This is a genomic window from Desulfovibrio sp. 6_1_46AFAA, assembly GCF_000224635.1.
Classification (GTDB): domain Bacteria; phylum Desulfobacterota; class Desulfovibrionia; order Desulfovibrionales; family Desulfovibrionaceae; genus Desulfovibrio; species Desulfovibrio fairfieldensis.
Map to the genome: position 1 here is coordinate 269,469 of NZ_JH114301.1, position 6,569 is coordinate 276,037.

Here is a 6,569-nt window from a genome sequence, read left to right on the forward strand (position 1 = left end):
TAAGGAAAACATCATGGCACAGGATTCCTCAACTCAAAGCTCGCGCCGCAAGCGGCGCACCGCGCTGATCATGCTGGCCTTGCTGGTGCTGGTGGCGGTTGCCGCGGCCGTGGCCGCGCACTGGATTCTGCAGACTTCCCAAAAGCGGCTGCTGCGGGACATGGAACAGAACATGAGCACCCAGGCGGGCAACAAGGTGGCTTTGCTCACGGTCTGGTCCGGCACGCTCAAGGGCCAGGTGGAAGCCTTTGCCGGCCTGGACCTGCTGCGCCTGTTCGCGGCCGAGGCGGACGCCTCCAGGATTCCGGCGGAAAAACTGCTGGAACTGGCCCAACAGCCGGAGCATGACGTGCCCCCGCCGCCGGAAATTCCGCCTGAAATGCCCTCGGGTCTTTCTGCGGACCTGACGGAGCCGGGCGGCACGGCTTCAGGCGGGGGCGGCTACGCGGGCGACCCCGATCCCCTGGACAGCCTGGCCCCGCGCCTGCCCATGATGCTCAGGCAGTTGAAGGATTTTATCGAGAAAAACAGCCTCTGGGGCGCGTATCTGCTGAACGCGAATCTTGAGGTTTATCTGGCTCCGTCCGATGCGCCGCAATTCAGCGAGGACCAGCGGTCTTTTCTGGCAACCGTGCTGCAAACCCGGCGGCCCGTCATGCTGCCCGTGCGCCGCCAGGAGGGCGAACTGGTCATGGACATGGCCTTTCCGGTCTTCGCGCCCCTCTATGTGGATGCCTCGGGCGAGAGGGTGGTTTCCATCCTGGTGGCTACCTATAATGTGCTGCCCGTGGCCAGGGCCATCACCCGTACCGGCGACGACGGCATATTCAGTTCCGGCATCGTTCAGGCCCACCGGCAGGACGTGCGGCTCATCAATCCCGCCGCGCGTTCCGGTTCGCTGGAGCTGCCCGGCTGGCGCCTGGACGGCGGCCGTCTGCCCTTGAGCCTGCGCGACGAGCCCACGGCCAAGGGCGGGGAAGTGCGGGCTTATACCCTGGCCCTGCCCGTGCCGGGCATGCCCTGGCTGGTCATGCAGGGCGTGGACGCGGCCCAGGCCGAGGCCCAGTACGCGGACTTCCGCAAAAACGTGCTGATCGCCGCCGGACTGGTGACGGCCCTGGCCGGCATCGTACTGGTGGCCCTGTGGTGGTGGCTGGTGGGCCGCCAGGAACGCGCCGTGGCCGACCAGATGCGCCGCCTCTATCTGGTGGTCAACCAGCAGAAGCAGATCATGGACGGGGTCAATTCCGCGCTGTCGGCGGGCATTGTGCTCAATGACCTGAGCGGCGTGATCTACTATGCCAACCAGAGTTACGCCCGGATGACGGGCCTGAGCGTGGAGCAATTGCGCGGCCTGCCCCACAGCCAGTTGCCGCCGGATCTGGCCCGTAGCCTGGTGACGCATACCCTGGCCGTGAACCAGACGGAAGGCATGGCCAGCTTTACCGAAGCCCTGCCCGTGGAAGGGCAGGCGCGCCATTTCCTTACGGCCTGCTCGCCCTTCCGGGACGACAAGGGCCGGATGTCGGGCGTGGTTTCGGTGTACAGCGACATTACCGAACTGGTGCTGGCCCAGCAGCGCGCCCAGCATATGATCACCCAGACCGTGGCGGTCTTTGTGCGGGCCATCGAAGCCGTGGACCCCTATCTCTGCGGCCAGTCAACCTTCACGGCCCAGCTTTCCGTGACCCTGGCCTACTGCCTGGGCCTCAACGACGCCGAGACCCTGGCGACCCTGCGCACGGCGGCCAGCCTGTCCCAGATCGGCATGATCCAGCTGCCCAGTGAACTGCTGAACAAGACAGGCGCGCTTTCCGTCGAGGAACGGGCCCAGTTGCAGCGCCATGTGGACTACGCCCGGCGAGCCCTTACCGGCATCGATTTCGGCCTGCCCGTGCTGGAGGCCATCAGCCAGATGTATGAGCGGCTGGACGGCTCGGGCTATCCGGACGGGCTCAAGGGCGACCAGATCTGCCTCAACGCCCGCATCCTGGCCGTGGCCAATACCTTCTGCGCCCTGGTGCGGCCGCGCTCCTACCGCACGGCCCACGGTATGGAGCGGGCCATGGCAATTCTCAATGAGACGCCCCGCAAATATGATCCGCAGGTGGTGCGGGCTCTGCAGGGCTTTTTGCAGACCGGCCAAGGCCGGGAATTTTTGCAGAAGCTGCGCGAGGAAAAGAGCGGCGGCGGGGAGGACGAGGCCCGGAGCAGCGGGGGAGAAGCGAGCGCTCAGCATGGGTCGGGCGGCATTCCGACATAAGGCGGCCATATGCGTATTTTATTTCTACACGGCTCCTTTCCCGGCCCGTTCCGGCTGTTGGCCCACAGTTTCGGGGCCGAGCAGGAAAACACGGTGCTCTTTCTGTCCGAAACCGGCCAGAAGGGGGGGCTGCCCGGCGTGCGCCGTCTGCGCCTGGCCCCGCCGCTCAACCACGCCGGCGACGACCCGGCCGAGCGCGAGGCCGTGCTCCGTTTCCGGCGCGGGGCCAGGGCGGGCAATGCCATGCTGGGCCTGCGCAAAGACGGCTTTGCGCCCGATCTGGTCTGCGCCTCGTCGTCCGCGGGCGGCAGCCTCTATGTACGGGATATTTTCCCCGAGGCATTCTATCTGGTGCGGGCGGACTGGTTTTACAACCAGGGGGAGAGCCATTGTTTTTTCAATCGGGGACGTCCCCGCCCCCCGGCGGACTTTGCCCCGGCCAGGGTGCGCAATCTCTGGGAATACAATGCCCTGGGCGACGCGGATCTGGCGACAATCTCCTCGAAATGGCAACGCGACCAGTACCCCGAATTTCTGGCGCAACGCCTCCGGGTGCTGCACAGCGGCGTGGACACGGCTTTTTTTTCACCCGCGCCCGTGGCGGGTTTTGTGGGCGGCGGCCTTGACCTTGCCGGCACGGACGAGTTGATAAGTTTTTCCGGCCCGCTGCACGACGCGGCGCGCGGTTTCGCGCAGTTTACGCGTTGCCTGCCGCGCCTGCTGGAATTGCGCCCTTCCTGCCATGTGCTGGTGGCCTGGCCCGCGCCGGAGAGCCGTGGCGGCCGTTCCGGCGAGGAGGCCAAGCGGGGCGAGGCGGAAGCCCTGTGCCGGTGCCGCGAGGACCTGCCGCTTCCGCCCGAGGCCCGCGCCCGGGTGCACCTGCTGGGCCCGCGCCCGCTGAATGAGTACCGCCGGATGTTGCGGGCCTCCACGGTGCACGTCTATCTGACGGCCCCGTATGCCCTGTCCACCGGCATTCTGGAGGCCATGGCCTGCGGCGGCCTGGTGGTGGGGTCGGACACCGCGCCCGTGCGCGAAGTGATCAGCCATGGGGTCAACGGTTTTCTCTGCGATTTCTGGGATGCGCGGGCCATGGCCGAAACCGTGGCCGGAGTGGCGGAGCGCGCGCCCCGGCTGGCCTTTATCGGACAGGAGGCGCGCAACGCCGTACGGCGGGACTATGACGCCGCCGTCCAGGTGGAACGTTTGCGGAAGCTGGTGCTGGAAAGCATGGCAGCGCGGAACGGAGCTGCCTGAAAATCTTCTTCGCCTGGAAACGGTTGCCCTGAAACGCCGAGCCGCCCGGCACGGATTTTTTTGAATCCCTGCCGGGCGGCAATTTTCAGCATCCTGAGGCAAACCAGCTCAGAGGGGACTTACACCGGCAGCCGGGCTCCCTTTTGCAGAAGTTGTTCAAAATCCCGTCCGGGCATGGGCTTGGCGTAGAAAAAGCCCTGGGCGTTGCGGCAGCCCAACTGGATGAGGATCTCCGCCTGCTCCCCGGTTTCCACTCCTTCGCAAATGACCGACATGCCCAGTTCCGTAGCCATGCGGATGACATTGCTGAGCACGATCTGTTCCCGCGTGCCGAGGATGTTGCGCTGGACAAAGCTGCGGTCCAGCTTGAGCACGTCGGCCATGATCTGCTGGATCTGCCCCAGTGAGGAATAGCCGGAACCGAAATCGTCGATGGCAATCAGGAAGCCGCGTTCCTTCAGTTGCATGATCTGGGCGCAGGCGGATTCCGGGTTGCGCATGATGGAACTCTCGGTGATTTCCACTTCCAGCAGCGCGTGGGGCACTTCATAGCGGGCGGCGATGTCCGCCAGTTGCTGCGGAAAATCCGCACGGTCGAAATGCAGGCTGGAAAAGTTGCAGGAAACCCTATGAATGGGCAGCCCCTGCTTGCTCCACTGCTTCAGAGCCTTGCAGACCTGTTCGAAAACGTAGATGTCGATCTGGACCACCGCGCCGTTGCGCTCGAACAGGGGCATGAAACTGCCCGGCATGAGCAGGCCGCGCGCCGGGTGGTTCCAGCGCACCAGTGCTTCGCTGCCGTTGATTTCACCGCTGGGCATGTCCACCTTGGGCTGGAACCATGCTGTCAGTTCGCCCTGTTCCAGGGCATTTTCCAGGTGGCCGCTCAATTCCTGTTGCAACAGGGCGTCTTGGCGCATTTTTTCGTCATAGAGCACCAGGGGGCCGCGCATGGTCAGCTTGGCGTTTCTGCGGGCGTAGTTGGCCAGATCCAGCATGAGATGGATGTTGTGCTTTTCCGCGGCATTGACCAAGTATACGCCGAAGACCGTGCCTATTTTGTAGGGCATGCCCCAGGCGTAGCGCCAGACGTCCAGAGACTGGGCCATGTCCTTGGTCCGGGCCGCCAGTTGTTCCCAGCCGTGATAGCGCAGCATCAGGATGAAGTGGTCCGCGGACACGCGGGCGCAACGCTCGTCCTGGCCGACGCTGTCCCGCAGAATGGCCGCGTAGGCGCGGAGCAGTTCGTCGCCCACGGCAAAGCCGAAGTTGTCGTTGATGATCTTGAACTGGCTGATGTCGCCGTAGAGCAGGGCATATTCATGTTCGGTTCCGCCCAGCAGGCGGCCGCATTCCGTGTAGAATTTGTCGAGATTGTCCAGGCCGGTCAGGCGGTCGCGATAGAGCAGGGACTGAATCTGCGCGCTGTGTCTGGACTTGATGGCCAGGCTGTAGGCCAGCAGCAGAATGATCAGTCCGCACACCGCCGCGACGGCGCTGATGACTTCCGCCGGGTGTTCGGCCACAAAATCCCGCAGTCTGATGCTGCGGGGTTTGATGGCGTTTTTCAGCACCAGATCGTCCATCTCTTCCGTGGACGTGTACTGGACGCATTTGTCCAGAATGGCGAACAGCCTGGGATCGGCATGGCGGGAGACGCCGATGCGCAACTCGCCGGTGAAATTGCCCAGGGGCGTGGCGTCAAGGACGGCGTAGCGCGGCTCGGCCCGCAAGTAGTTGACGATGTGGGTATTGGCGTAGGCGGCGTCGGCTTTGCCCGCCAGCAGGGCGTCAAAACACTCCTCCACGGTGCCATAGTAGAGGATGCGCTTGCCGGGATTGTCCTGGGTGATTTTTTGGGAAAGCCAGTAGCCCTGCTGCAGGGCGATGGTTTTGATCTCACCGGCCCCGCGCGGGCGGACCAGCAGGGCGGGCGTGCTCAGATACTCGCCGGTGGCGTTGAGCTGATAGCGCTCGTTCCAGAGATAGTCGCCGGTAAGCGTGCAGACCACGTCGATTTCGCCCTTGGAGGCCATCTCCAGAGCCTGGTTTTGGGGCATGGGCTCAAAATGGAAGATCAGGCCGCTTTCATTTGTGATATGTTTGAAGAGGTCCGCCACCACGCCGGAAAAAAGTCCCGTTCTGGGGTCCGTGTATTCCAAAGGGGCCCAGGTCGGGTCATAGGCGGCCCTGATGACCGGCTTGCGCGCGATAAAGGCTTCTTCCTGCTCGGTAAACACAGGTTTCTGCTCCGCGCTGACCGAAAAATATTTGGCGTGCAGGCGCAGGGCGTAATAGGGATCGCGCAGTGAGATGACGTTCATGGCCTTGTTGATGCGGGCCAGGAGGTCCGGCCTGTCCTTGGCCACGGCAATGTACATGGGTTCCGCGGAGAACTGGGCCACGCTGCGGAAGACGCTGTTGCGGCCGAGATGGGTAATGGCCACGCCGTCCAGGGTTTTGTCCGCCAGGGCGGCCAGCAGCGTGCCGGTTTCCGCATAGGGAATAATGGTCAGGTCGAGATTGTTGTCCCGGCAGTACTGGCGGAATTTTTCGCCGTCTTTGCTGTTGGCGATGATCCCCACCTTCATGCCCTGGAAGGAGGGAAAGTCCTCATAGGTATAGCGCTGGTCGTTCTGTCTGACATTGAGCGTGGTGAACAGGCTCAGCATGGGCAGCTCGGAAAAAAGCATTTTCTTGGCCCGCTCCGGCGTATAGTACACGGCAGGCAGGATGTCGATTTCGCCTTTTTCCAGCAGGGACAAGGTGTTTTCCCAACTCACGCCGTCCACCATGCGGTAGTGCAGACCGCTGAACTTGGCGATTTCCTGTAGATATTCAAAGTTGAAGCCGACATATTCGCCGGCCTGGTTGCGGGACATGTAGTCCCCGTCCTCATAATAGCCGACGCGGACGGTTTCCATGCCTTCCGCGGCGCGCAAGGGGAGAGGAGCCGACAGAACACAGATGGCCAGAAGCACGCTCAGAATGCGCGAAACGGGAAACGTCATATGTCGGCTCTCTTCACTATATGCTCTCTCTCTCTCTC

The 6,569-nt window shown here is 63.3% G+C and carries 3 protein-coding genes; 2 read left to right on the forward strand and 1 reads right to left on the reverse strand.

Annotated features, from left to right (window positions below):
• The first annotated feature begins 13 nt into the window (after positions 1-13).
• Together HMPREF1022_RS04705 and HMPREF1022_RS04710 are read left to right on the forward strand one after the other, a co-directional pair.
• Positions 14-2,263 (forward strand): HD domain-containing phosphohydrolase, encoded by a 2,250-nt coding sequence (locus tag HMPREF1022_RS04705; protein WP_009302115.1) that lies wholly within the window; start codon positions 14-16, stop codon positions 2,261-2,263.
• A gap of 9 nt (positions 2,264-2,272) precedes the next feature.
• Positions 2,273-3,520, forward strand: a complete 1,248-nt coding sequence (locus HMPREF1022_RS04710) for a glycosyltransferase (RefSeq protein WP_009302116.1) — start codon at positions 2,273-2,275, stop codon at positions 3,518-3,520.
• Between the two features lie 119 nt (positions 3,521-3,639).
• Here the strand turns inward: HMPREF1022_RS04710 and HMPREF1022_RS04715 are convergent, their stop codons facing one another.
• A complete protein-coding gene (locus tag HMPREF1022_RS04715; protein WP_035060624.1) occupies positions 3,640-6,531 on the reverse strand; it encodes an EAL domain-containing protein in 2,892 nt (963 codons plus the stop codon).
• Positions 6,532-6,569 lie beyond the last annotated feature (38 nt).